Raw genomic sequence first — 25,497 nt, 5'->3', positions numbered from 1 at the left:
TGTTAATATACAAGCAGATAATAACTATATGAAAGGATGTCTCTTAATGCAAATAGATATCTCTTACGAATCTTTGCCAATTTTTGAAGCGCTCTCAAGCAAAGTCCGCATTGATATCATCAAACTGCTCTCAAAAGACAAGTTGAGCGTGAAGGAAATTGCGGATAAGCTGCATTTGAGCAGCGCGATTGTTACGATGCACATCAAAAAGTTAGAGGAAGCGAATATTATTCGAACAGAGCGGGTTGCCCAAAGAAAAATTTCAAGCCTCCGCGTCGATGAAATTGACATTCATTTTCCGAAGAAGATTTTCAATGCCTTCGATACTAAAGAAACCTGTATTCCTGTTGGGCATTACACTAATTACTCTATTAAGCCTACTTGTGGATTGGCAACACTGCAGGAATTTATTGGAAAAGTGGATGAGCCAAGATACTTTATGGATACTCGTCGGATGGATGCGCGGATTCTTTGGTTTACAGAAGGTTTTGTGGAATACCAAACACCGAATTATCTAAATGAAGATGAAAAGGCGGAAATGATCGAAATTTCTATGGAAATTTCTTCTGAATTTCCATTCCATAATAATAATTGGCCTTCTGATATCACCTTTTACTTAAATGATGTTGAGCTTGGAACGTGGACAAGCCCCGGGGATTTTGCAGATATTCGTGGAAAGCTGACTCCCGAGTGGTATCCAGACAACCTAAATCAGTACGGTATTTTAAAAACGATTCGGATCAGCAATCATCTAACCAATATGGATGGCGAACCGTTATCAAACATTACCATCGAAGATATTCCAACACAAAGCGAAGTTTGGACTCTGCGCATAGAAGTCAAAGAAGATGCTAAAAATGCTGGCGGCTGTACCCTATTTGGTAAAGGCTTTGGTAATTACGATCAGGATATAAAGATTAAGACGTACTATAGTTAAAAAAACGCTGAAAATACTAGGAAAAGTATTTTCAGCGTTTTTGTGTTCATTATTGGCTACATAAAATAAAAAGGAGATTATATTCAAATTGAAATCAATAGCTACTTATAAGAATTATTTGCCACTGGGAACAGAGAGTTAAACTTAATGATAAATCCATACGGGTTTCGTTGTTTTATTCTTTATATACTCCTTACCATTCTTAGTATTTTTAGAGAGAAATAATGGCGTTTGTTTTAGATAATTAGCACGTTTGTTGAAACTTTCGAAAAGTCTTAGGATGCTTTTTTGTAATCTAGTCTCGCCTGATATAATTTCGTATAAATTTAATGAAAGGATGCTTCATTCTATGGGAAATATTTGCAGAGATGCCCATGAGTATTGCGACCACAGCAGAGCATTATTAAAGGAATCCAAAATATGCGGATGCTTTTACTGCCAGAGTCTATTCAACTATGACAAAATAACCGATTGGATAGGCGATACCGACTTATGCCATTCTTGTGATATTGATTCCGTTATTTCATTTTTCTTTGAGGAACACACAAAAAAGCAGAAGAGAAATCCTCTTCTGCTTAACGTTCTGAATATTTGTCGATGTTGCGGTCTGAAACGATCATATTGACGATCGCCATCACCACAGCAACGATGATCGCTGTCCCAAAGCTTGAGAATCCAAAGCGATAGCTTCCTACGATACTTGATGTTAACTGCAGCATACCAGCACTGATCACAAAGCTGAACAATCCAAAGGTCAACAAGTTTAATGGCAGTGAAAGGATCGTTAGGATCGGTTTCACCAACGTATTGAGGATGGATAGTACAAAGCTTGCAAGAACCGCTATCCAAATGCTGCCTACAAAGATATAGCTAGGAAACAGAACAGACAACGAGATAAAAATCAGTGTGTTGGCAAACATGCGCTGCAGATAGGTCATTAAAAATCGCTCCAGTCGTCTTCATCGATTTTCTCTGCTTTTTTAGTTTCTCTCTTCTTGTAGTTATGGCCTTTGTAAGACTGCGTGCGGCCATAGTCTGTTGGACGTGTTCCCGTTCCTGAAGGCATAAGCAATGCCATCAAGATATATAAAAGGACAGGAGAACCAAGCAATCCAAAGCTCAAGAAGACATAGATCACTCGGACGATCGTTGGATCGATACCAAAATATTCGGCAATTCCTGCAAGGGTACCCGTCAGTACCACATTGCTCCGTGATTTAGTCAGTCTCTTTTGCATAATTATCTTCCTTCCTTACCTTCTCTTAATTGTCGAAATCTTTTAAGAAGATGCTCCCTGTAGTGGTCGAAACATCGATCTGTGCCATCGCATCTGCTGTTCTTCTGAATTGCAACATCCGATTGGTCTTTTCTTTCTTCTCTCTGACAACTTCGTAATCGCTCATGCGATGATTGATGCTGCCAAGGCTGGTTTTAGCCGTTCCTTCTAAGCCTATCATTTTTGGCAAGGATACTTTTACATTGCCGTTGACTGAGTTGGCTTTGATTTTCTTAAGTGTGTCATAACCAACAGTGATTTTTACATCTCCATTGATCAATGAGATACCATAATTTTGTACTTGGGCTTTTGAAGTGATCGTTCCATTGACAGTTTCAATGATCGAATCTAAAATCTTACCCTCGCGAATCTCAATGTTGCCGTTGACCCCTTGAATCTCCAGCATTGTTGCATCAATGTGTTTGAAGATGATGTTGCCGTTCGTCGATTTTGCATACACATCTTTGGCATGCAGGTCTTCTACTACTAGATTGCCATTCAACAGCTTCAAAGCTACATGGTCATACGTGCGTTTTGGCAAGTAGAAAGTCAGTTCAGCGTTGACACGCTTGTTCGGGATTTGGAACAAGATTTGATCATCGTTGACTTCGATCTGGCTGCGTTCCATAAAGGATTGCAGCGGTGTTGCTTCACTCATCTTACCATAAAGCTTGATTTTTGCATCGACTTTGATATCTTCTTCATCCCATGTTTTGAAGAGAACTTTCCCGTTGGCTAATTTCACATCGATCAAGGTTGGTGCAACATCTGAATACAAGAATTGATGTTCAAACTTTGTGGTTGCTACACCGGGAACCTTGATATTGATATCTTTCCAGTCAACATTTTCTTCGACTGTTTCTGACACCGTTTTAAAGGTCTTCTTCATGAACTTGCCTAATTGTGTTCCTGCTTCACCAAGCTTTTCACTCACATGGCTGAAGGTTTCTGCTGCTTGGTCTTTCAAATCATCCGGAATTTCAAAGGCGATATGTGTTCCTTTTCTTCCTCCTTGTTGATCCTCCCGAATGTCTTCCAGTTGTTCTTTTTGCTGCATCTCTTGATTTTCTAAACGAAGCAGCTCTTCTTCAAGTTCAGCAATTTCTGCTTCCACTTCTTCGATCAAGTCGGCATCTTCTTCCGATAATGTTTCCAATTCTTCTTTGGTGTTCAGCTCCATCAAGGTTTCCTTTTTCTCCTTGATCGCAGCGTTGACTTCTTGTTTTTCTTGATTGATCTCATCGATCATTGCCGAGATTTTGTTGGCTTCTGTTGCTAACTCGTCGAAGTAAGCTTCAAGATCCTCTAAGTCTCCTTCGAGCTCTTTTTCCCAGTCATCTCCCAAATTTGCTGCTTGGTCGCGATGATATGAGTCTACTTTGTCGGCATCTTGTTTGATTTGAGCTTCGTCTTTTGCTTTTGCCATGCTTTCAAGCAAATCCAGCCCTTCTTCTGTTGACAAGATTCCTTTTTTCACTAATTCTAAAATTCTTTGTCTTTCATTCATAAAAAATTGCCTCCTTCAGCAATCAAACTCAGTAGTTACTTTTCTGTACATTCATATTATGCAATGTTTTTTACTATTTGTCATAGGACTAAAGGCTTATCTTTTTCTCCAACTATCGTGCATTTTGTAAAAATAATGCTTTCTGTTCTATTGTAGCATCAACGAAGACCATAGTATAAGCATTTTGATTAGAATGCGTGAGACTCTAAAGTTTATGCTAAGATCGCTTATTCGTCCTCATATTATAAAAAAAGACACGTCATAGACGCGCCTTAAAAGGTTTCATTGCGGTTGCTGTTTAGTTCGGTGATTTTTCCGGTCGCCAGATAGACGATCCATTCACAGATATTGGTAACATAATCCCCGATCCGTTCCAAATAACTGGCAACATTTAAATAGTCGGTGCCGCTGATGATCGTTTCCGGCTGCTGCTTCATTTCACTGGTCGTCATATCATAGACCTGCTTGAAATAGTCATTGACCCGATCGTCCATCTTAGCAATCATTTTGGCATCCTTGGCATCGGTCTTCACGTAAGCGATCAACACATTGTCCACCATTTTTTTGACATAATCCGACATCTCCGAAATAACCTTTTCCACTTCCAAAATTCGGGGAAGTCCTTTTAGCCGAATCGTTGACTTTGCGATGGAAACGGCATGATCTCCCATTCGTTCCAAATCCGAGCTGGCCTTCATGATGGTGATGATCGTCCTAAGGTCGGTGGTGACCGGCTGCTGCAAAGCGATCATTTCGAAGCTTTTCTTTTCAAGATTGACTTCCATCTCATTGATTTTGATGTCTTGCTCGATCACTTCTTTTGCCAAGTGTTTGTCATGCTCAATGTAAGAATGCACCGACTTATGTACGGCACTGGAGACAGACATCCCCATCTCATAAAACTGATTGTGGAGATTTAACAGGTCTTCCTCAAATTGTGTACGTAACATTCATTGCCCTCCTCATGTAATCCTGTACCCTTTTCTTTGCGAAGAAAAAGTGTTGACTTTTTCCTAACCGAATTTTCCGGAAATATAATCTTCTGTTTCTTGTTTAGCGGGATCTAGGAAAATCTTTTTCGTTTTGTCGAATTCGATCAACTCGCCTTGCAAAAAGAAAGCCGTCCTGTCCGAAATTCGCGATGCCTGCGACATATTGTGCGTTACTATAATAATTGTATAGTTTTCTTTCAACTGTAACAACATATTTTCGATCTTCCCGGTAGAAACGGGATCCAGTGCGCTGGTTGGCTCATCCATTAAAATGATTTCTGGATTGACTGCCAGTACTCGGGCGATACAAACCCGCTGCTGCTGCCCGCCGGAAAGTGACAGAGCGCTTTGATGCAGTTTGTCCTTCACATCATTCCAAACGGAAGCTGCCTGCAAGCTCTCTTCCACGACTTGGTCCAATTTTTGTTTGTCTTTTTCCCCTTTAAGCTTCAGACCGTAAACAATGTTTTCATAAATCGAAAACGGAAATGGATTGGGCTGCTGGAAGACCATCCCGATTTGTTTACGCAGCTCAACTGTATCGGTTTTAGGACTGTAAATATCCTTCTCTTTGTATACAATGCTGCCGGTAATAGTCACATTTGGAATCAAGTCATTCATCCGATTTAAGCACCGTAAATACGTGGATTTCCCACAACCGGATGGTCCGATCATGGCAGTGATCTCCCCTTTTGTAAAGGCGAGGTCGATGCCTTTCAACGCTTCCTTTTCACCGTAATACAAATGGAGATCTTTCGAAGTAATAATCTTTGACATTTCTTTCCTCCGTTTTCTAACCAAAATGCCCTGACACATAATCTTCTGTGGCCTGAATCTTTGGTCGGGTGAATATCTTACGGGTTTCATCGTATTCAATCACATGTCCTAAATAGAAAAAGGCGGTGTAATCGCTGATACGAGCAGCTTGTTGCATATTATGGGTCACGATGATGATCGTGTAATCTTCTCGCAGCTGAATCAAGGTTTCTTCCAGCTTCCCTGTCGAAATTGGATCCAACGCACTGGCTGGCTCATCCAGCAACAAAATGTCTGGTTTCATCGCAATTGCTCTGGCAATACACAATCGCTGCTGCTGTCCGCCAGACAAAGCCAACGCACTCTTGTCCAAATTGTCTTTAACCTGTTCCCATAAAGCAGCTTGCTTTAAACTGGTCTCAACGATTTCTTCCAGCCGGTGCTTGTCCTTTTCTCCGTGCTGTTTCAATGCAAAAGTAATATTTTCACGAATTGATTTGCTAAAAGGGTTCGGGCGTTGAAACACCATGCCGATATGCTTGCGCATTTCATAGACATCGACTTTGTCGCTGTTGATATCCACACCTTTATACATGATCTTTCCCGTCACTCGAGCACTGCTGATGCCATCATTCATGCGGTTAAGTGATCGCAGGTAAGTTGATTTTCCACAACCGGAAGGGCCGATCAATGCCGTGATTTTATTTTTCTCAAATTCTAAACCAACACCCTTGATGGCTTCATTAGTGCCATAAAAAACATGCAAGTCTTCTGTATGCAGCTCAACATCCTCAGACATCGTTAGAATGTTGCGCTCATCCCAATTGTATTCTCTCATCAAATTCTCCTTATGCTGAGGTCATCTTTTTGTGCAGGCGTTTCCCGATTGCACGTGCACCGAAGTTAAACAGCAGCACCGCAATAATCAGAACCGCGGATGCTCCCGCAGAAACACTGTCGCCATCCGGCATCGTTCCTTCGGTATTGATTTTCCAGATATGCACAGCCAACGTCTCCGCTTGACGGAAAATGCTGATCGGACTGGAAACACTTAAAGGATTCCAGTTGCTGAAATCCAAAGCTGGCGCGCTTTGTCCTGCTGTATAAATCAGGGCGGCAGCTTCCCCAAAAATTCTGCCTGAACTCAAGATGATGCCCGTTAAAATTCCCGGAGAAGCATCTGGCACGACGATTTTAGTAACCGTCTCCCAACGAGAAAGCCCCAACGCCAGTCCTGCTTCACGCTGGGTATAGTGGATCGCCCGCAAAGATTCTTCAATATTTCTGGTTAGTAAAGGCAGGTTGAAGAGTGTTAATGCCAACGCCCCTGACAAAATTGAAAAGCCGTACCCAAATTGAATTACGAAAACTAAAAAACCGAACAAACCGACTACCACAGAAGGCAGTGAGCTTAAAATTTCGATCGAGGTGCGGATAATGCCAGTCACCCAATTGTCCCTGGCGTACTCTGACAAATAAATTCCTGCACCCAAAGAGATAGGAAAACTAATCAGCATCGTGACAAACAGCAAGAAAATCGAGTTGAACAGCTGGATGCCGATCCCACCACCCGTTTGGTAAGCCTTTGAAGGCGATGTTAGGAAGTCCAGCGAAACATGAGGCAATCCACGAATCAGAATATACAGAAGCAAAAAGGCTAAAATACAAACAATCAATCCTGAGACCACATACAGGACACCTGTAGCGATCTTATCCGCGCGTTTTGCTTTATCCATTGTTCACCTCTCCTTTTTTCCCAATGTAGCGAATCAAGATATTAAAGACTAACGACATGAGCAACAGAATCAGCGCCAGTGACCAAAGAACATTGTTTTCTACCGTTCCCATGATCGTATTTCCGATCCCCATCGTTAAGATCGAGGTCAATGTCGAAGCCGGTGTCGTTAAGCTGGTAGGCATCAATGCCGCGTTCCCGATGACCATTTGGATCGCCAATGCCTCACCAAAGGCACGAGCCATACCGAACACTACCGCAGTCAAAATTCCCGGGATCGCCGCCCGCAAAACAACCTTATAAATCGTTTGCCAGCGTGTGCCCCCTAGTGCCAGAGAGGCTTCGCGATAATAACGCGGGACGGATTTCAAGGTATCCACAGTCATGGTGGTCACCGTTGGTAGAATCATCACAAACAGCACAAAGGTACCCGACAAGATACCGAAGCCGGTTCCACCGAATATCGAACGAATCATAGGTACGATCACCGAAAGACCGATAAAGCCGTAAACGACTGAAGGAATTCCTACAAGCAGCTCAATGACTGGCTGCAAGAATTTTTGTCCCTGTTTTGGAGAAATTTCTGTCATAAAGACAGCCGCTCCAATCGCAAAGGGCGTTGCCACGATCGCAGACAAAAAGGTCACGATAAATGATCCGGCGATCATTGGCAAAGCACCAACTAACGGTTTTCCGTCAGGCCCCATGGCACTCGGATTCCAGGTAGTACCGAATAAAAAGTCAAACACATTGATTTTGTCCACAAAAAAAGTTGCTAAACCTTTGCTTGCGACAAAGTAAAAAATCGCTGCCACTACAAATACGATCAGTGCAATACAGACAAAGCTGAGCAGTCTTCCGCGCTGCTCAATTCGTGCGCGCTTCGATTTAGTGGTTAGTGCTCGTTTTATTTCTTCATTTTCCATTGAGGAAACGCCTCCTGCTTTCAGTTTACTTGCTTGGATTTTATTCAAATAATGGATAGATAAGAAAGCTCATTAATGTTTACATTCATTTTCTGGAAGGAGCTAACGGATTCATTTTACAGTTTCAACGTCAATTTCCTTTTAACCTTATGTGAAGCTTAAGTAACAATTGTAAAGATTGTGTAAACGCTGGAAATGATCTTCACTGCAATTCTATCGTATTTCCAAGAGGGTGCAAAGAAATCGCACTTTTGCTGGAGCATTCTCCATTTAGAAACAAAAAAGCGCTGGGAACATGATTCCCAGCACTGTTTGTTTACTCAATTATATTTCCTTGCCAATCTCGTTCGACCTTCATGTGAGAGATCGGGATGTAGCCTAGTTGTGGAACGATTCGTTCCTGTACCTCTTCTGATTGAATGTATTCTAAGAATTCCTTACTCAATTCAGTCGGCTCGCCCTTGGTATACATATGCTCGTACGCCCAGATCTTCCACTGATTGTCTGTTACATTCTCATCCGTTGGTTTTATTCCATCGACACTTAAGGGCTGTACATCATCCGTCACATAGGAAAACGCCGTATAGCTGATGGCTCCAGGTGTATCGGCTACGATCTGCCGAACCATTCCGCTCGAGTCTTGCTCCTGTGCACGAACAGCTGTCTGGCCGTCCAATACCCATTTTTCAAAGGTCGCTCGGGTACCGCTTCCGGTCGCTCGGTTCAAGATCACGATATCCTGATCCGCTCCGCCCAGTTCTTGCCAGTTGGTGATCTCGCCTAAGAACACTTTACGCAAATTTTCAAGAGAAAGATCGGTCACGCCCACTTTTTTATTCGCAATCGGTGTGATCCCCACGACTGCGACTTTGTGGTCCTTCAATGCAGCCGCATCAATCCCGTTTTTTTCTTCAGCGAAAACATCGGAGTTTCCGATTTCAACTGCACCTGACTGTACCTGACTAAGGCCGGTTCCGCTCCCGCCACCTTGGACATTGACGAATTTTCCAGGATTTTTTGTTTGGTATTCTTCAGCGACCGTCTCAACCAAAGGCTGCAGCGCGGAGGAACCTACAGCGGTGATCGATTCGCCGCGGTCGATCCATTTTGAACATCCAGATAATAAGAGTACTGTTCCTAATAAGGGCAGCAACCATTTTTTCATGTGTATTCTCCTCATCTAACATTCTAGAATTTTGCCATTTAAAAGTAGAAAGCTCATTTATTTTAACATGAGACGCAAAAAGAGCAAGCTTTTTACAGCAGCGGCGAGATGAGACGCGCAATTCCTTCTTTAAACTTAATGATTACACCACGGTAACGATAACGCTCCTCTGTCAACAGCTCAGAATTCTCCGAATCAGCAAAAAAGGCCGCCCGAATCTTTTCGGCAAACAAACTGTCATAGATCACCGTGTTGACCTCAAAATCCAATTTGAATGAACGGACATCGATATTGGCCGATCCGACCGACACCAACCCTGAATCCACCACCATCGTTTTTGCATGAATAAAACCATTTTCATAGGTTTCAATGATCGCGCCATATTCTAACAGCTCGGCAGCAAACGAATACGTCGCCCAATAGACTAAGATATGATCCGGTTTATTCGGAATTTGAATTCGAACCTTGACCCCAGATAAAAGTGCTAGTTTCAACGCCTCATGGATCGACGCATCCGGAATATAATATGGGGTTTGGATCAAGATCTCCTTTTTGGCCAAATTGATCATTTTTAAATACGTCATTTTGATCTGCTCGTGCTCACTGTCGGGCCCGCTGCTGACGATCTGCAGTGCTTTATTGCCAGAAGCTGCAATTTCCGGAAAATAAGAACGATCATACAAGACATCACTTTTTCTTTGAGAGTTCCAATCCATTAAAAATCGGTTCTGCATCGAATACACAGCATCGCCATGCACTCGCAGATGATTGTCTCTCCAATAACCGAACTTTTTGACCAATCCCAAATATTCATCTCCGACATTGAACCCGCCAGTATATCCGATTTCACCATCAATCACGACGATCTTGCGGTGATTGCGGTAGTTCATTCGTGGATTTAAATATGGTACAAATAATGGAAAGAAAAATTCGACCTCGCCGCCCTCACGAATCAGATCAGCAAAAAAGCGGTGATTGACTTGTGTTGACCCCCAAGCATCCAGAAGCAGCCGAACCTTAACTCCCCGCTTTGCTGCGGCGACAAGGGCATCCCTGACCTCAATTCCCAGAGCATCCCCGCGGTAAATATAATATTCCATGTGTACATGTTCCTTCGCTGCATGGATATCAGCGATCAGGGCATCGAACTTCTTCCTGCCATCAGTAAACAGCTGCACTTCATTGTTGGTAGTATAAAGCGAGTTTTCAAACATCGTCAGCATATAGATCAATTGCCGCGGATCGACCTGATCTGTATTCGGTTTAGGAAACAGCCTTCGGGCAAGCGCCTGCTGCTGCTGTTCCAGCTCAACATTCATCCCGACCTTTGTCTGAACCTTTAATTCAAAAATTCGCTCCTTAGAGATTCCCTTGCCAAAGAAAATGTACATTACAAATCCCACGACGGGAAGAAACGTCAAAATCAATAGCCACGCCCAAGTGGTGACCGTGTCCTTCCGTTCGCGGAAAACGATGATCAACGAGAGAATCGTATTTACAAGCAAAAAGAGAGCACCTGAATGCTCCATAATAAAGGTCATCCCATCCAACTCCTTCATCCTTAAAGAATAGCGAAGAAAGCTCAAATTGTAAACCGAAAAAATGACCCGAAAAAAAAGAAAGGATTTATCCCTTAAAGACACATCGCTTTCCTCAAAAAAATCGCCGACAGCTCAGTCGGCGATTCGTTAGTGTTAGATTTTTAAAAAACGGCGCATTGAGATAACTGAGCCGAGCGAACCAATCAGGTAGCCGCCAACTGCCATAAAGACATCCAGCTTCCAAACCAAGTTCTCTGGTGACAATAAATTCAAATTGGATTGCAGCAGGTAGGGCGCAGCCAATTCATAGATGCGTTGATAGCCGAAGGTCACGATCAAAATCGGAACGATCGCACCGATCAAGCCGATCCAGCCTCCTTCTAAGAAGAACGGCCCACGGATATATCCATTCTTAGCACCAACCAGTCGCATGATCTGAATCTCACGTTTTCGCGACAAGATTGTGATTCGAATCGTATTTGAGATCAGGAAGATCGCTACGAAGATCAACAAGGCCGCAGCAGCTAGTCCCCATGTGCGAACGACGCTGGAGATCTTAATGATTCGGTCAGCTGAATTTCCGCCGTAATCGGCACGATTGACACTTGCCAATTCCGTTGCCTGATCGGCGACCTGCTTGATATAGCGTGATTCAGTGGCGCTGACAATGTAGACATCGTAAAGAGGGTTGTTGTCGCCTTCAAAAAGATTCCACGCATCACCTAAAGCAGCTTGGATTTTTTTCAGCTGATCCTCTTTGCTGGAAAATTGAACCTTGTCCACATGTCTAAGATCGGCCAGCTCTGTTTTTAGTTCTTTTAGTTCTTTTTCTTCAGTACCGATGTCCACAAATACAGTAACATCCACATTGCCCTCAACGTCTTGAGCAAGCTTAGTTGCATTCATTATAATCGCTAAAAAGACACCCGCCAAAGTAAGTGTAATCGTTACAGCACTGACAGAAGCTAAGGTCATCCAGCCGTTTCGTTTCAGGCTTTTGATACTCTCCAACAAGTGTCGGAAGAAATTTCTAATCATCGAATTCGTATTCTCCTTCCGCTTCATCCCGAACGATCAATCCGTTTGCGATAGCAATCACTCGATGACGCATCGTATCTACGATCGTTTTGTTGTGTGTAGCCATAACGACCGTCGTTCCCTGCCCATTGATTCGTTCGATCAGCTGCATGATCTCCATTGACGTATCTGGATCCAAATTCCCTGTCGGCTCATCGGCGATCAATACTTTCGGAGTATTGACAATCGCACGAGCGATTGACACCCGTTGCTGTTCTCCTCCAGACAGCTCGCTTGGAAAAACACGAACCTTGTGCTTTAGGCCGACCAGATCCAGCACTTCCATCACTCGCTTTTTAATGTCACGAGGTTTGCGGCCAATAACCTGCATCGCATAAGCAACATTTTCATAGACTGTTTTTTTTGGAAGCAGCTTGAAATCTTGGAAAACTACGCCGACATCTCGACGCAGATAAGGTACATCTTTGTTCTTAATCCTTAATAAATTATGACCGGCAACTTCCAGCTTTTTACCAGAGGTTGCTTTTTCTTCACGATACATTAACTTGATAAATGTTGATTTACCACTACCAGAAGGGCCGACTACATAGACAAATTCCCCGCGATCGATATTGACCGTCAGACCACGCACTGCTGTCGTCTTGTTGGGGTATTTTTTCACGACATTCTGCATTTCAATCATGATTATCTCTCCGTATCCTCTTAAATTCTAAGCTATTATAGCATGTAAACATTGCAACAGGCTTTCAGTAGTTTACAATTTCATTTCATTTTGCTCAGTTGCTCTGGGTCAAGTGCCATTTTAAATAGGCATCGATAAAGGGATCCAGCTCTCCATCCATCACGGCCTGAACGTTGCCGGTCTCGTGACTGGTCCGATGATCCTTCACCATGGAATAAGGGTGGAACACATAGGAGCGGATTTGAGAACCCCAACCGATATCCATTTGTTCCCCTCTTAAAGCAGCAGCCTCTTGTTCTTTCTTATCGAGTTCCAATTGATACAGCTTTGCCTTCAACATACGCATCGCTGTTTCCCGGTTGTGGAATTGCGAACGTTGCGCTTGGCTGGCCACAACGGTTCCCGTAGGCAAATGAGTAATGCGAACTGCTGATGACGTTTTATTGATGTGCTGCCCGCCAGCTCCGCTAGCCCGGTACACATCAACCTTCAGATCATCTGGATTGACTTCGATCTCGATCGTCTCATCCAATTCGGGCATCACATCGACCGAACAAAATGAGGTATGACGCCGATTGGCCGAATCAAACGGAGAAATACGTACCAAGCGATGGACGCCCTTCTCAGATTTTAAATAGCCGTACGCATTTGTTCCTTTGATCAATAGGGTCACACTTTTGATCCCAGCCTCATCGCCCGCCTGATAATCGATCGTCTCTACCGTAAACCCATGCTGTTCTGCCCATCGTGTATACATTCTTAGAAGCATCGAGCCCCAATCCTGCGACTCTGTTCCCCCGGCACCCGGGTGAATCTCTAAAATGGCACTGTTTTTGTCGTAAGGTGCATCCAGTAATAGGGTCAGCTCAAAGCTGGCAACCTGTTCCTTTAACTGCAGCAGACGCTGCTCCAATTCCTTTTGCATTTCCGGATCGAATTCTTCTTGTTGCATCTCCCACATCAAATTCAATTCTTCGGTTTCGTTTTTGATCTCATTAAACTTGGTAAAGGTGTCTTTATCGCCATTGTTTTTATTGATCAGCTTTTGAGCCTCTTCCGGATCGTCCCAAAACGTCGGTTCCCCCATCTGATGCTCCGCCTCAGCAATATCCTCTTCTAACCGATCTAGGTCAAAGAGACCCCCTAAAACTTACGACTTGTTCCTGGATCGCATCCAATAAGTTTCGAATCTCTGCATTTTCCAAGCTTATTCCTTCTTTCCTCAATTCGTCCTTTTGGCTCTAAAGTAACACACAAAGACGAGACATAGCAATTATGTCCCGTCCGATTTCCCCTTTTTTATTCCCCTTTGCCGTGACAGTTCTTATATTTTTTTCCGCTGCCGCATGGACAAGGGTCATTGCGTCCTACTTTTTTGACGTGTGTAGGCATCCGTTTGGTGCTGGTCAAATTCTTCGGATCGCCATCTGCTTCAACTGGATGGGTCTCCTGATTTTGAGTGACTTGCTCACGCTGCACATTTTGACGAATCTCAGCCTTCATGAACAAACGAGTCACTTCATATTCGATTGCACCAACCATGTCTTCAAACATTTTGTATCCTTCTGTTTGATATTCTACCAATGGATTGTTCTGACCATAGGCACGCAGCCCGATCGATTGACGCAATTGATCCATTGCATCGATATGGTCCGTCCATTTCGTATCTACCACGCGCAGGATAACTACTTTTTCAAACTCCAGCAATTGCTCCGGACTTTGCAATTGACCAGATTTTGTATCAAAAATCTCTTTCGCGCGATCAAACAAATTAGTCTTGATCTCTTCCGGTGCTTTTCCTTCAAGATCACTCACCGCGATCGAATCTTCATGGACAAGTGCGTTGCCTGCAAAGTCAACGATGCTCTCCAAATTCCAATTGTCTTTTTCCAGCTGAGTATGTGTGTCCACTACACGAGAAATCGTACGACGCACCATGTTCAACAGCTGCGGTGAAAGGTCATTGTCTTCCATAATCACATCTTGACGCTGTTTGTAAATGACTTCACGTTGCTCACGCATCACATCATCGTACTGCAAAACATTTTTACGTGTATCATAGTTGTTTCCTTCCACACGTTTTTGCGCGGATTCAACTTGCTTCGTCAGCATCTTGCTTTGGATCACTGCATCTTCTTCTTCAACCTTCATGCGATCCAAGAATGCTTTGATTCGTTCAGAACCAAAACGTTTCATTAAATCATCTTCCAATGAAAGGTAGAATTGAGAAACCCCTGGATCTCCTTGACGTCCCGAACGGCCGCGCAGCTGATTATCGATACGTCGAGATTCATGACGCTCTGTTCCGATAACGGCCAACCCGCCCAATTCTACGACACCAAGTCCCAGCTTGATATCCGTACCACGACCGGCCATGTTGGTTGCGATAGTAACAGCGCCCTTTTGTCCGGCGTTCATAATGATTTCCGCTTCTTTGAAATGATTTTTCGCATTCAAGACTTCATGAGGAATCTTTTCTTGGTTCAACATATCTGAAAGCAATTCAGATGTTTCGACTGCGACAGTCCCCACCAAGATCGGCTGACCTTTGCGATGACGTTCTTTAATATCCTGTACGACAGCTTTGAACTTGCTTTCCAAGGTTGGATACAGCAAATCAGTTCGGTCATCCCGGATTACTGGTCTGTTCGTAGGGATCTGAACAACTTCGATATTGTAGATTTCCCGGAATTCTTCTTCTTCCGTTTTGGCTGTACCCGTCATCCCGGCCAATTTTTTGTACATCCGGAAATAGTTCTGGAAGGTGATTGTCGCCATGGTCTTCGTTTCGTCTTCAATCTCCACGCCTTCTTTGGCTTCGATCGCTTGGTGCAAGCCGTCTGAATACCGACGTCCATCCATGATACGTCCAGTAAATTGGTCAACGATCAACACTTTGCCTTCTTGAACAACATAATCAATATCGCGGATCATGATATAGTTTGCCCGTAATGCTTGATCCAAATGGTGGGTCAATGCAGTGTTTTCAAGATCATACAAGTTCTCTAAGCCAAAATTATCTTCAGCTTTCTCGATCCCTTGTTCCGTTAAGCCAATCGTTTTTGATTGAATGTCGATTTTGTAATCTTCATCTTCTTTCAATCGCTTGATAAAATTGTCAGTTCGGGTGTATAGCGCAGTAGATTTTTCGGCCGCCCCTGAAATGATCAGCGGTGTTCTAGCCTCATCGATTAAAATCGAGTCTACTTCATCGACGATCGCATAGCTCAATGGGCGCTGTACCATCTGATTGCGGTAAACAACCATGTTGTCCCGCAAATAGTCAAACCCTAGTTCGTTATTGGTACTGTAGGTAATATCACAAGCATATGCTTCCCGTTTTTCATCCGAAGTTTTGGAATTGATATTCAATCCAACGCTCAGCCCTAAGAAATTGTAAAGCTCGCCCATCTCCGTTGAGTCACGAGTTGCCAAATATTCGTTGACGGTCACGACGTGTACGCCTTCCCCCGTCAATGCGTTTAAGTATACTGGCATCGTGGCGGTCAAGGTTTTCCCTTCACCTGTTTTCATTTCGGGGATATTCCCATCATGCAAGACGACCCCACCCATCAGCTGCACATGATAAGGATACAGACCCAACACACGTTTTGCCGCTTCACGCACGACAGCAAATGCTTCAGGAAGCAGTTCATCCAGCGTTTCGCCGCCTTGATACCGGGTTCTAAATTCATCTGTTTTTGCTCGAAGCTGTTCATCGGAAAGCTTCTCCATGCCGCTGGCAAAGGCTTCAACCTTTTGAGCGATCCCATCCAACCGCTTTAATTCTTTTTTATCGTTCTCGATCATTTTTCGCAAAAAATTCGCCATCTACTTTTCTTACTCCTTTATAACCATTAGTCATTTTGTGTACAAATCCGCTAGTCTATTTTATCATTAGTTTCTAGGAAAAGAAACTTTTGCTGTAAATAAAAACAAGAACTTTTATAATTCCCTAAGACTTACTTTTTAAGAATATTTTTTGAAAATGGAAAAACCCCTCAGCCGCTGGCGGACTGAGGGGTTTATTAGTTTTGATTAATCGGTTTCGATCAAACCGTATTTGCCGTCTTTACGACGATAAACAATGCTTGTTCCATTGGTTTCAGCATCTTCAAAGATAAAGAAGTTGTGTCCCAGCATGTTCATTTGCAATACAGCTTCTTCGCTGCCCATTGGTTTCAAAGAAAGACGTTTTGTACGCACGATTTCCAATTCTGAAGTTTCTTCCGCTTCATCATTTATCTCTACCGCCGCCACTTCGCGTGCTGGTAAAGAAGTTTCACGTGCTTTACGATTGATCTTTGTTTTAAACTTGCGGATCTGACGTTCTAATTTATCCACAACCAAATCAATACTTGCATACAAATCTGGTGAAGTTTCTTCGGCACGAAGAACTAAGTAAGGAAGTGGAATCGTCACTTCGACTTTCGCAGTTTTTTCCGTATAAACTTTTAAGTTAACATGTGCAGTTGCGTCAGGCACATCAGTGAAGTAGCGTTCCAATTTTCCTACTTTCTTTTCTACGTAATCACGAATTGCTTCAGTTACTTCGATGTTTTCTCCTCGAACGTTATATCTAAACATACAAATTGCCCCTTTCATCTGCCAACTGAAGATAGAAGGAAGGACCACTCTTCGCTCTTCTTCTTAATTCTATTATAGCGAACTCTAATCGGTTTGCAAAGTAAATCGCTATCATTTTCCCGATGAAAAAAAGAAAAATTACCGGGCAAATGTTAGGCTTTTTACGGTCGTGAAGCCATTTTCCAATAAGCAATCTGCCGCATGAAAAAGTGTTCTTCCCGTTGTATAGACATCGTCCACCAGCAAAACTTTCGAAGCTCTCATTTTTTTACCATCTGGGGCCATTTCAAAAGGCTGCTGCAGCTGAAGCCGTTCTTCTCGTTTTTTCCCGGCCTGCGGTGTATCGTGCCTTTTTCGTTTCAATAATGGAAAATAGGTGACCCCAGCAGCATCCAAACACGCCGAAACTTGGTTGAACCCCCGATCCCCAAAGCGTTCCTCAGACAAAGGCAAGGGACAGATCGTGTAGTGCGGATAGGCACTGAGGGCTTCTTTTAACTCTGTCGAAAATGCAAACCGGCGCTGGTAATCTCCCTTGAACTTAAAAAACTCGATCCATTCCTGAAACCCGTCACTGTATTCAAAAAGAGCCCGATTGTTCAGCAAAAAGCTGGATTGCTTCTGCCATTTCTGGCAATCCGAGCAAAGTGCTGGGTTGTTTTTTCTGCCGCATCCCGGACAAGCCTGCTCCCAAACAATCCTTTTAAACTGCTCCTGACAATGAAAACACCGGATGTTTGAAGGAAAGAACAATTCAAGCAAGGTTAGATTTTCTACGATCTCCCTATGACAACTGCTGCACTTCATCGAGAAGACCTGCCTTTTCTGCTAGTCGATTGTTTTCCCGAATCTCAGCAATGGCAGCCTTGATGGCTCGTGTCCGCTCACTAGCAGCAAAAACCACCTCTGCCTGCTGATACTCCCCTTTGCGGTCGGCTCGGCCTGCTATTTGTACCAAAGCCGCTTTGTTGAAGACCGGATGAGAAGCCTGCAAAATCATCACAGATACCCCTTCAAAGGTCACTCCCCTTTCCAAAATCGTGGTGGTGATCAACAATCGGTATTTCCCTTCGCGCATGTTTTCGACCTTCAAGAGGCGTTCATCATCTTTAGCGTAAACGGTTGTCGCTGCAGCATCAGGATAGACCTTCATTAGCTGCTTGAATACCTGTTCCAGTAAATCAATGCTGGGACAAAAAAGCAACAAATCGTTTTTTTCAAGCAAACGACCGATTTCTTTTAACAGTTTGACAGACAATTTTGCTTTTCTCAGCTGCTTATCTAACGACATCAAAAGCATCAGACGGGGAACAGGCAGAGGCCGGCGATGATACCTTGCCGGCAGACGATACCAACGATCCACTGTCTGTTTCACATTTTTTGGCGGGGTCGCACTTAAGTAGACTAGCTTTCCTTCCGGGTGCAAGGCTTTCAGCGTGGCACGCTGCAAAAGAGGATCTCCGGCATAAGGAAAGGCATCCACTTCGTCTAAAATGATCAGATCAAACAATTGAAAGTAACGAAAAAGTTGATGAACAGTGCAAACAATAAATTGATTGCCTGCATCGATCCGACGTTGACCGTGATAAAGTCCGATCTTCTCGTAAGGGAAGGCTTTAGTAAAACGCAAATACAGCTCATTGCAAACATCGACCCGAGGAGAGGTCAAGGCCACTCGTCGACCCTTTGATAGATTTTTTTGGATCAATGGAAAAAGAATCTCTGTTTTTCCCGCTCCAGTGACAGCCCAAATGAGAAACTGACTGCCTTGATCCTGATCAGACACCAATTGATCCGCGATGCTTTTTTGTGCCTCGGATAATTCTCCTGTCCACTGGCAAAGAATCCTTCTCGCCTTGATTTGCTGCGGTTCAAAATAGTAAAAATCGTCTTTCGTCGTCACCCTTCCTAAAGTCAAACAGGCAGGACAATACGAAAAGCCTGCTGGTACATTGACGAGACTCTGATTGTCGCAGCGTTGACACGCTTCTTGACTCTGGTTGACTGACTTCACTGCTGCGCTTTTAATCGCAGCAGATAGATCGACTGAGGGATAAAACTTTTCCCACTCACTTCTTAATAATCGTTGCCCTCTATAGGCCTCCATCCTGACCACCTCGGATAAAAATACGCAAAAAAAGTGATCAAGCATTCTATCTTGATCACCGGTCAAACAATCCTGTCGATTTTACTAATTTATTGAAAACGATATATTCCTTTTCTAAATTTACATGGACAACTTCATACTTGGCATTCAACCAGCCATAGGCGCCCTTCTCAGGATGCTTGTAGTCATTGGCCCACCAGTCTAAATCTTCCCGTGCGGTCTTTGGCAACCCGCTGTTTGGAAACAGCAACTCGTCGTACTGAGTAAAGGTCAAGGTCACCTGAGAGCCGCCATTATGCTTCAGATATTGGGTGATTCCATCATATTTTTTTCTGCGAACCATTTTCTACGCCCCTTTTTTTGGTTGATTTAGTTGAAACAAGGTCCGGTTATCTCCTATACTTAGACATGAGGTGAGAAGATGTTAGAGACTTATCGGACAATAAAAGAAGACAGTATCCATGAAACAGAGATAAAAAAATCACGTTTCATCTGCTCCTTGAAACGGATCGAATCAGAAGAAGAAGCAAAAGCCTTTATTCAATCGATCAAAAAAGAGCATTGGAAAGCCAATCATAATTGCAGTGCTTATGTCCTAGGCGATCGTCAGGAAATTCAGCGAACCAGTGACGATGGCGAACCCAGCGGAACAGCCGGTGTCCCAATGCTGGAGGTTCTAAAGAAAAAAGAATTGATCAATGTAGCTGCCGTCGTGACCCGCTATTTTGGCGGTACCAAACTAGGAGCCGGTGGACTTATTCGTGCTTACTCTGGTGCTGTTGCGGATGCTGTTCAACAGACTGGAATCGTTGAAGGCCGGCTTCAGCAAGAACTTTACGTCTCGTTGAGCTACGCTGCCTGGGGAAAAATGGAAAACTTCATTGATCTGCAGCAGATCGCTGTCAAAGAAACGCAATTTACCGATCAGGTTATCGTTTTATGCCTGGTCAATGAGTCAACATTAGAGGACTTCAAGCATCAGGTCATCGACCTGTTAAATGGACAGGTTCAATTTGAAGAAGGCGTTGTTCGCTACCACGAACAGCCAATCAAGGAAGCAGAGTAGCTGCTTCCTATTTTTCTAAATAAAATTCAAAACGGTTGCCCACATACTGTGTGCGTACATACTCAAAAGGCTGTCCATCTTCTAGATACGAAATCTGGCGCAAACGTAAAATAGCGTCACCGCGTTTCATTTCCAAGTAATCTGCAATTTGTTCCGAAGCCAAGATCGCCGAAACAGTTTGATTCGCTCTGCCAATCTCCATGCCTTTTTCCTTCAGCGTATGGTAGAAGGAATCTGTGATCTCTTCTCGGCTGAACCCCTTGACCAGCTTAGCCGGAATACTGGCAACCTCAAAACAGATCGGAATATCGTCCGCATAACGAATCCGTTCCATTCGTAAAATCTGCTCCCCTTTTTCCAGCGCAAGATTTTGAATCTCGCTGGAGCTGGCAGGTGAGTAAAAAAAGGAGATGGTCTTGCTGGAAGGCACTTTGTTCTGTGATTCCATGATGTCTGTAAAACTGGTGGTCCCGCTCATTTTTTCCTGTACCTTCTCATTGGCAACATACGTCCCCGAACCAATTTTGCGTTCTAAAATCCCTTCATCCGCCAGCGTTTGGATCGCCTGACGCAAGGTCATACGGCTCACACTGAATTTGACCGACAGCTCTCGCTCAGAAGGCAGTCGATCCCCGACCTTCCAGAGGCCCTTTTCGATTTCATCTTTTAATTGATCGTGTATTTGGATATACACCGGTACTTGATTTGCCATTTGAATCCTCCCCGATCGTTCGTTAAACATTTCGTTCATCTATTTGTTTTATTATTGAAAAAATGAATTGTTCTCTGCTCTATTATAACTGGTATATACCTAATTCTCAACCAAAAAAGGATAGACCATTTTGACAAAAAATAGTCTATCCTTCTTGATAACAGGATTATTTTAGATTTACCTTTTCCTCATCCAGCATTTTATTGGCAGTGGCCATCATCAAACGAATGCGATTCAGCTGGTTGACTAAGGAAACTCCCGGATCATAATCGATCGCGGCGATGTTGGATTTTGGAAATTGGTGGCGCAATTCCTTGATGACGCCTTTTCCAACAACGTGGTTTGGCAAACAACCAAAAGGCTGCATACAAACGATGTTGTTCACACCGGTTTTCAACAGATCGATCATTTCTCCTGTTAAGAACCAGCCTTCTCCTGTATGATTTCCGATCGACAAGATTTTGCTTGCATCCTCTGCTAACTGATAGATCGAGTGGATCCCTGTAAAACGTGTCGAAGCGCGCAGCGCCTTGTCCATTGGTTTTTCTACCATTTCAATCAGCTTGATCACAAACTCTGCCAAATTCTTATTCTTCTTCGGCATTCCCATGTTGTCATACTTCCAGATTTGGTTGTACAAGGAATAGTTCATAAAGCCGACAAGGTCTGGAACGACTGCTTCTGCGCCTTCTTCTTCCAGCAAGCGAACGATATCATTGTTTGCGGTAGGAGAGTATTTTACTAAGATCTCGCCGACTACGCCGACTTTAGGCTTGACTTCATCAGAGATCGGCACAGTATCAAAATCCTTGACGATTTTCTTCATGTTGCGGTTGAATTGCGTCAGCGAGCCATTTCGTACATTGCCCTCCACTTTTTTCAGCCAACTTTCATGCAGGGCATCGATTTGTCCTTTTTCCAGCTCATACGGACGCGTTCGATAAACAACACGCTCAAACAAATCGCCATATAAGATTGCTACGACGATTCGTTTGATCATCGGCAGTGTGTATTTAAAGCCTGGATTGGACTCTACTCCTTTGTTCCCCATTGAAACCGATACGACAGGAACTTGAGGGAAGCCTGCATCATTCAAGGCCTTTCTCAACAACGGGATGTAGTTGGTCGCACGACAACCGCCGCCGGTCTGACTCATCATTACACTGACATTGTTGACGTCGTATTCTCCGCTTTGCAACGCTTCAACCAATTGACCGATCGAGATGATCGCCGGATAACAGGAATCGTTGTTGACATATTTCAGTCCCACGTTGACGGCCTCGCGGTCCATCGCTGGCAAGCAGACCACATTGTAACCAGAAGCTTCCAGCGCAACATCGAATAACCCACTTTGATGGATTGGACTCAACATCGGCAAGAGCAGAGTATGCTTTTTACGCATATCTTTGGTAAACGTAATCTTAGCCGGTTCCTCAAACCGTTTGACTGGTTCATAATTGCTCTTGTCTCGCTCATTGACCGCGGCTTTTAGTGAACGCAGACGAATTCGGATCGCCCCTAAATTCGCACCTTCATCAATCTTCAGAACCGTATAGATCTTCCCATACTGTTCCATGATCTCCTCAACTTGGTCTGTCGTGACCGCGTCAAGTCCGCAGCCGAAGGAATTCAGCTGAACAAGTTCTAGATTTTTCGTTTTGGCCACTACTCGAGCTGCCGCATACAGTCGAGAATGATACACCCATTGATTCACCACCCGCAAGTTGCCGACGTTGGCTAGATGAGAAACACTGTCCTCTGTCAATACATGAAATCCTTCTTGGGTAATCACTTCAGCAATCCCATGGTTGATCTCAGGATCCAAGTGATACGGACGACCTGAAAGAACGACGCCTCGCTCCCCTTTTTGATTCATCATCAACAAGGTCTCTTCCCCTTTGGTACGGATATCCTCTTTAAAAGTCTCTAATTCCTGATAGCCATGGTGTAGCGCTTCAATGATTTCTGCTTCAGAGATTCCAAGATCCTCGAAGGTATGGGAAAGCACCTTTGCCACTGAAGCTTCATTAGCTAAATTTAGATAAGGATTGCGATAATCTACTTTTCCTTCACGAATGTCATCGACATTGTTGCGAATCACATCAGGATAGCTTTGTACGATTGGACAATTGAAATGGTTGTCTGCCTCTTTGGATTCTTCTCTCTCGAAAACAACACCAGGATAAAAAATCATCGGAACACCTTGATCGATCAAAGCTTGAATATGACCATGCGCGATTTTCGCTGGATAGCACGCAGTATCGCTTGGGATCGTCTCCATCCCCTGTTCGTACAGATCCTTGTTGGAGCGTGGCGACAATTCAACACGAAAGCCCAATTCGCTGAAAAAGATATGCCATAATGGGTAGTTCTCATACATATTCAGTACACGCGGAATCCCGATGGTCCCCCGAGTGGCTTCTTTTCTTCGCAGTGAGCGGTATTTGAACAATCGCCGATATTTATAGTCGATTAGATTGACTTTCCGATCCTCTCGTTTTATCTTGATCCGGGCACCACGTTCACACCGATTTCCGGTAATAAACTCACGTCCATCTGAAAAAATTGTGACCGTCATCATACAGTTGTTCTCACACAATCCACAATGAGTAAACTCTTTTTGAGCCGTAAAGTCATCCAATTCTTGAGGCGTAAGAATCGTGGTTTCTTCTCCAATCTCATAATTCTCCAACGCGATCAAAGCTGCCCCATAAGCACCCATTAATCCTGCGATCGACGGGCGAACTACCTCACGTCCTGTCACCAGCTCAAAAGCGCGTAAAACGGCCTCATTATAAAAGGTGCCTCCTTGGCAAACAATTTTTTCGCCCAATTCTTCAGGACGTCGAACCTTGATGACTTTATAGATCGCATTTTTGATGACAGAATAAGACAATCCTGCTGAAATATCGCCGACTGAAGCGCCCTCTTTTTGGACCTGCTTGACTTTAGAATTCATGAAAACCGTACAACGCGACCCTAAATCCACCGGTGTTCGTGAGGCTAAGGCGGCCTCAGCAAAATCTTCCACTTTGTAATTCAACGATTTAGCGAAGGTTTCAATAAATGATCCGCAGCCGGATGAACACGCTTCGTTCAATTGAATCGAAGACAACGCCCCTTCTTTGATCGTCATGGCTTTCATGTCTTGCCCGCCGATATCCAGAATAAAGTCTACCCCCGGTTGAAAATGATTCGCTGCTTTGTAATGAGCCATAGTCTCTACTTCACCAATGTCGACCTTCAGCGCATTTTTGATCAGCTGCTCGCCATAACCAGTAACTGCGGCTTTGCCGATAAACACTTGGCTAGGTAATTTGCGGTAAAGATCTTTCAAAACCTTCATCGTAGTTTCTAATGGCTGGCCTTGATTGTTTCCATAAAACGAAAACATCAACCGACCGCTCTCATCAATCAAGGCCACCTTCGTCGTAGTCGATCCGGCGTCGATGCCTAAAAAGGCCACCCCTTCATGCTGGGTCAGCTCCTTTTTTTCAGCCTGTGCTTGACTGTGGCGTTTACGAAATGCCGCAAGGTCTTGCTCATCTTCAAACAACGCATCTAAAGTATCTGAAGGAGATAAATTCCCACCGTTTGCTTTCGTCAAACGACTCAATAATTGATTCAAGGTCACAGCATCTGCCCCTTCAGAGTAAAAAGCTGCACCCATCGCAACAAATAATTGTGGATTTTCTGGAAAAATCACATTTTCAGGAGTGATCGCCAAAGTCTCGATAAATCGTTTGCGCAATTCAGACATAAAAAATAAAGGACCGCCTAGAAAAGCAATCTTTCCCTTGATTTTGCGGCCAGCTGCCAAACCGGCAATGGTTTGATTTACGACTGCCTGAAAAATACTGGCTGCGATATCCTCTTTGGCCGCGCCTTCGTTAATCAACGGCTGAACGTCCGTTTTTGCAAAAACACCACACCGTGATGCAATTGGGTACAGCGTTTGATAGTTTTTCGCCAGTTCATTGACACCGTTAGCATCGGTTTTTAGCAGCACAGCCATTTGATCAATGAATGCACCGGTCCCCCCCGCACAACTCCCATTCATTCGTTGCTCCAAGGCTCCTTCAAAAAAGGTGATCTTCGCGTCTTCTCCGCCTAATTCGATGGCAACATCTGTCTCTGGAATCACTTCTTCGACGGTACGTGTACACGCGATAACCTCTTGAACAAAAGGAATCTCCAGCACATCCGCTAGACCCATTCCACCTGATCCAGTGATCGTCATCGTCATCATTGCATCATTAATCACTTCATTGGCTTCTCTCAATACGCGTTCTGTGGCGGTTTTCACATCTGAAAAATGCCGTTCATATTTAGAAAATAACGTCTGATTTTTTTCGTCTAGGATCACCAGTTTAACTGTGGTTGAGCCAACATCGATCCCCGCACGTAAATTCATCTTTTCTCCTACCTTCTCTTTTTAACAACAGGTGTTGATTATCTTACATACTGTTT

At 43.8% G+C, this 25,497-nt stretch carries 22 protein-coding genes; 2 read left to right on the top strand and 20 right to left on the bottom strand.

What is annotated here, in order from left to right; genetic code table 11:
- The first annotated feature begins 46 nt into the window (after window positions 1–46).
- Complete coding sequence (locus NRIC_RS06520) at window positions 47–937, top strand: ArsR/SmtB family transcription factor (RefSeq protein WP_146621888.1); 891 nt, start codon at window positions 47–49, stop codon at window positions 935–937.
- Window positions 938–1,512: 575 nt separating this feature from the next.
- Here the strand turns inward: NRIC_RS06520 and NRIC_RS06515 are convergent.
- From NRIC_RS06515 to NRIC_RS06430, 18 genes are all read right to left on the bottom strand, one after another.
- On the bottom strand, window positions 1,513–1,875 hold the full coding sequence (locus NRIC_RS06515) for a phage holin family protein (protein WP_146621887.1): 363 nt from the start codon (window positions 1,873–1,875) through the stop codon (window positions 1,513–1,515).
- Window positions 1,875–2,174, bottom strand: coding sequence for a PspC domain-containing protein (locus tag NRIC_RS06510; RefSeq protein WP_146621886.1), 300 nt, complete (start codon window positions 2,172–2,174; stop codon window positions 1,875–1,877). The genes NRIC_RS06515 and NRIC_RS06510 overlap by 1 nt, the downstream gene beginning before the upstream one ends.
- Window positions 2,175–2,199: 25 nt before the next feature.
- A complete protein-coding gene (gene liaX, locus NRIC_RS06505; RefSeq protein ID WP_146621885.1) occupies window positions 2,200–3,720 on the bottom strand; it encodes a daptomycin-sensing surface protein LiaX in 1,521 nt (506 codons plus the stop codon).
- 272 nt (window positions 3,721–3,992) lie between these two features.
- The gene (gene phoU / locus NRIC_RS06500; RefSeq protein ID WP_146621884.1) at window positions 3,993–4,670 is read right to left on the bottom strand and encodes a phosphate signaling complex protein PhoU; all 678 of its coding nucleotides are present in this window, start codon (window positions 4,668–4,670) and stop codon (window positions 3,993–3,995) included.
- Window positions 4,671–4,733: 63 nt separating this feature from the next.
- Window positions 4,734–5,489 (bottom strand): phosphate ABC transporter ATP-binding protein PstB, encoded by a 756-nt coding sequence (gene pstB, locus NRIC_RS06495; RefSeq protein ID WP_146621883.1) that lies wholly within the window; start codon window positions 5,487–5,489, stop codon window positions 4,734–4,736.
- A gap of 16 nt (window positions 5,490–5,505) precedes the next feature.
- Window positions 5,506–6,306: a phosphate ABC transporter ATP-binding protein PstB gene (gene pstB / locus NRIC_RS06490; protein WP_146621882.1), complete on the bottom strand. Its 801-nt coding sequence runs from the start codon at window positions 6,304–6,306 to the stop codon at window positions 5,506–5,508.
- Window positions 6,307–6,316: 10 nt separating this feature from the next.
- Complete coding sequence (gene pstA, locus NRIC_RS06485) at window positions 6,317–7,204, bottom strand: phosphate ABC transporter permease PstA (protein ID WP_146621881.1); 888 nt, start codon at window positions 7,202–7,204, stop codon at window positions 6,317–6,319.
- Window positions 7,197–8,129 carry a phosphate ABC transporter permease subunit PstC gene (gene pstC / locus NRIC_RS06480; protein ID WP_146621880.1) on the bottom strand — a complete coding sequence of 311 codons (933 nt, stop codon included), beginning with the start codon at window positions 8,127–8,129 and terminating at the stop codon, window positions 7,197–7,199. Before pstC ends, pstA begins: the two co-directional genes overlap by 8 nt.
- A 316-nt stretch (window positions 8,130–8,445) precedes the next feature.
- Window positions 8,446–9,294 carry a phosphate ABC transporter substrate-binding protein PstS family protein gene (locus NRIC_RS06475; RefSeq protein WP_146621879.1) on the bottom strand — a complete coding sequence of 283 codons (849 nt, stop codon included), beginning with the start codon at window positions 9,292–9,294 and terminating at the stop codon, window positions 8,446–8,448.
- A gap of 92 nt (window positions 9,295–9,386) precedes the next feature.
- On the bottom strand, window positions 9,387–10,835 hold the full coding sequence (gene cls / locus NRIC_RS06470; RefSeq protein WP_146621878.1) for a cardiolipin synthase: 1,449 nt from the start codon (window positions 10,833–10,835) through the stop codon (window positions 9,387–9,389).
- Between the two features lie 153 nt (window positions 10,836–10,988).
- Entirely contained in the window at window positions 10,989–11,873 is an 885-nt protein-coding gene (gene ftsX / locus NRIC_RS06465) for a permease-like cell division protein FtsX (protein WP_146621877.1), read from the bottom strand.
- Window positions 11,866–12,555: a cell division ATP-binding protein FtsE gene (gene ftsE, locus NRIC_RS06460; RefSeq protein ID WP_146621876.1), complete on the bottom strand. Its 690-nt coding sequence runs from the start codon at window positions 12,553–12,555 to the stop codon at window positions 11,866–11,868. The genes ftsX and ftsE overlap by 8 nt, the downstream gene beginning before the upstream one ends.
- 94 nt (window positions 12,556–12,649) lie before the next feature.
- A protein-coding gene (gene prfB / locus NRIC_RS06455; protein ID WP_146621875.1) for a peptide chain release factor 2 occupies window positions 12,650–13,760 on the bottom strand; the annotation gives its coding sequence in 2 pieces (ribosomal slippage) (window positions 12,650–13,687 and window positions 13,689–13,760; 1,110 coding nt in all).
- Window positions 13,761–13,854: 94 nt separating this feature from the next.
- Window positions 13,855–16,386, bottom strand: coding sequence for a preprotein translocase subunit SecA (gene secA / locus NRIC_RS06450; protein WP_146621874.1), 2,532 nt, complete (start codon window positions 16,384–16,386; stop codon window positions 13,855–13,857).
- Window positions 16,387–16,593: 207 nt separating this feature from the next.
- A complete protein-coding gene (gene hpf / locus NRIC_RS06445; RefSeq protein WP_146621873.1) occupies window positions 16,594–17,142 on the bottom strand; it encodes a ribosome hibernation-promoting factor, HPF/YfiA family in 549 nt (182 codons plus the stop codon).
- Window positions 17,143–17,280: 138 nt separating this feature from the next.
- Window positions 17,281–17,949, bottom strand: a complete 669-nt coding sequence (locus NRIC_RS06440) for a ComF family protein (RefSeq protein ID WP_146621872.1) — start codon at window positions 17,947–17,949, stop codon at window positions 17,281–17,283.
- Complete coding sequence (locus tag NRIC_RS06435) at window positions 17,927–19,249, bottom strand: DEAD/DEAH box helicase (RefSeq protein ID WP_146621871.1); 1,323 nt, start codon at window positions 19,247–19,249, stop codon at window positions 17,927–17,929. Before NRIC_RS06435 ends, NRIC_RS06440 begins: the two co-directional genes overlap by 23 nt.
- Before the next feature lie 55 nt (window positions 19,250–19,304).
- Window positions 19,305–19,592 carry a DUF7662 domain-containing protein gene (locus tag NRIC_RS06430; RefSeq protein ID WP_146621870.1) on the bottom strand — a complete coding sequence of 96 codons (288 nt, stop codon included), beginning with the start codon at window positions 19,590–19,592 and terminating at the stop codon, window positions 19,305–19,307.
- Window positions 19,593–19,670: 78 nt separating this feature from the next.
- On the opposite strand from NRIC_RS06430, the gene NRIC_RS06425 reads away from it, so the two are divergent.
- Entirely contained in the window at window positions 19,671–20,315 is a 645-nt protein-coding gene (locus NRIC_RS06425) for a YigZ family protein (RefSeq protein ID WP_146621869.1), read from the top strand.
- A gap of 7 nt (window positions 20,316–20,322) precedes the next feature.
- On the opposite strand, the gene NRIC_RS06420 is transcribed toward NRIC_RS06425, so the two are convergent.
- Together NRIC_RS06420 and NRIC_RS06415 are read right to left on the bottom strand one after the other, a co-directional pair.
- Window positions 20,323–21,027: a GntR family transcriptional regulator gene (locus NRIC_RS06420; RefSeq protein ID WP_146621868.1), complete on the bottom strand. Its 705-nt coding sequence runs from the start codon at window positions 21,025–21,027 to the stop codon at window positions 20,323–20,325.
- A 166-nt stretch (window positions 21,028–21,193) separates the two neighbouring features.
- The gene (locus tag NRIC_RS06415; protein ID WP_146621867.1) at window positions 21,194–25,441 is read right to left on the bottom strand and encodes a 2-hydroxyacyl-CoA dehydratase; all 4,248 of its coding nucleotides are present in this window, start codon (window positions 25,439–25,441) and stop codon (window positions 21,194–21,196) included.
- Window positions 25,442–25,497 lie beyond the last annotated feature (56 nt).

It is taken from the genome of Enterococcus florum, from assembly GCF_004309355.1.
GTDB lineage: Bacteria > Bacillota > Bacilli > Lactobacillales > Enterococcaceae > Enterococcus_A > Enterococcus_A florum.
Note: the sequence above shows the minus strand (reverse complement) of the source record. Positions and strands in the feature narration are given on the sequence as shown.